The sequence below is a fragment of the Halovulum marinum genome (genome assembly GCF_009697225.1).
GTDB lineage: Bacteria > Pseudomonadota > Alphaproteobacteria > Rhodobacterales > Rhodobacteraceae > Halovulum > Halovulum marinum.
The window spans coordinates 1-1,603 of sequence record NZ_WIND01000061.1 but is presented as its reverse complement, the minus strand read 5'-3'; the positions used below and the strand labels follow the sequence as shown (position 1 = coordinate 1,603).

General features: G+C 67.6%; 1 protein-coding gene and 1 pseudogene. Both read right to left on the bottom strand.

The genetic code is table 11. The features are described from left to right. The coding region (locus tag GE300_RS21990) for a ribose-phosphate diphosphokinase (protein ID WP_154449697.1) at window positions 1-854 on the bottom strand (854 nt) is incomplete at its 3' end. After that, a pseudogene (locus GE300_RS21985) lies at window positions 851-1,603 on the bottom strand (thymidine phosphorylase); the annotation flags it as partial. The gene GE300_RS21990 and the pseudogene GE300_RS21985, both read right to left, overlap by 4 nt.

Sequence of the window (1,603 nt, the reverse complement as noted above, 5' to 3'; positions counted from 1 at the left end):
GCAAGCATCGCGGCGGTTCCGATCGCATTGGATGGGTGCGGTATGGTATCGGTGGTGACGATCCGGGCGGCTCCGGCCGACATGATGACGTCTTGGGCTCCGTCCGCAAAGACCGCATGGATGGCCAGGCAGACGGGCGCATCGGTTCCGGAAGCAAGCAATCGCTCGACAGCCCGCGCCATCGTGCTCCCGGAAGACGCGATGTCATCGAGGATCACCGGTGTCCCTTTCCGCAGATCTGCGCTTTCAGGCACGCTGACATCGACGCGGCGGTCGCCAGACCTTACCTTGCGCAAGACCTCATAGGGTCGTCCGGCCAGCCGGGCCACCTCGGCCACCCATTGCTGGCTTTCGCCGTCGGGACCCAGCAGAACGGCGTCGGGCAGATTTGTCGCAAGCCAGCTTGCCAACAGCGGGGCGGATACGGCGCGGATTGCTGGCATCGGGAAAACGTCCTCCAGCCGGCGGATGCGGTGCAGATGCGGATCGACGGTCACCAGCCAGTCGAAGCTTTCCCCCAGGAATTGCGCGAACAGCGGCGCACTGACCGCCTGCCCGGCGTCGAAACGGCGGTCCTGCCGCATGTAGCCGAGATAGGGGGCGATCAAGCCGACGCGGCGCGCGCCCATCTCGCGGGCCGTCGCTGCGGCGAAGCGCAACGGCAAGGCAAGGCAGTCGGGATCGCGCAAAGTCGCAAGCAGCGCCACATCGGCCCCGTCCAGACTGCCGGGCACTGAGATCAGGCTTTCGCCATCAGGGAAACGGTGCCAGTCGAGCGTACGCAGTTCCGCCCCAATCGCGGGTGCCAGGTCTTCGGCGAGCGGTTGCATCTCGGGAAACGGAACAAGGATCATGACACCCCCACGGACAGCGTGAGCACGCCGGTCTGGGACTCGGCATAGGCGAGGGCATAGGCCAGTTCGCCCGGTGTCTCGGCATGGAGTTCATAGAGCGGCTGGCCTTTGTCCACACGATCACCGATCCGCGCAAGCAATCGAATACCGGCGCGTTGCTGACGCGGGGCACCGGCCAGCTTTGCAATGCGTGCAATCCGGCGGTTGTCCACGGCCGTCAATTCGCCGGCGTGCGGGGCGCGTATCTCGATGCGCTGTGCCGCGCTCCCGGGCTCCCGGAAACCGCCCTGTGCCGCGCAAATTGCCATGAACTTCGCTTCCGCGGCGCCACTGTCGAGAAGCGTCTGTGCGCGGTCCCGCCCTTGCCCCCGCACGGCGTCCGGCGCGAGGTCCAGAAGATGCCCGGCCAGATCCAGCGCCCGCGCGCCGAGGTCGCCGGGGGCTTCCCGCGTGCGCCGCAGAACCGCCAGCACGTCCAGGGCCTCCAGCGCCGGGCCGATGCCCCGTCCCACGGGGGCCACACCGTCGCTGATGTGCAGCGCCAGGTTCAGACCCAACGCCTTTGCCACCGATGACAGCCGGGCACCGAGGGCTTCGGCGGCCCCGGCCGACCGCACCTTGGCGGTGGGTCCGACCGGCATGTCGATCAGGACATGCGTGGCACCGGCCGCGGCCTTTTTCGACAGTACGCTGGCCACCAGCTGACCGGTGGAGTCGAAATCGAGCGGGCGTTCGACACGGATGAAGTG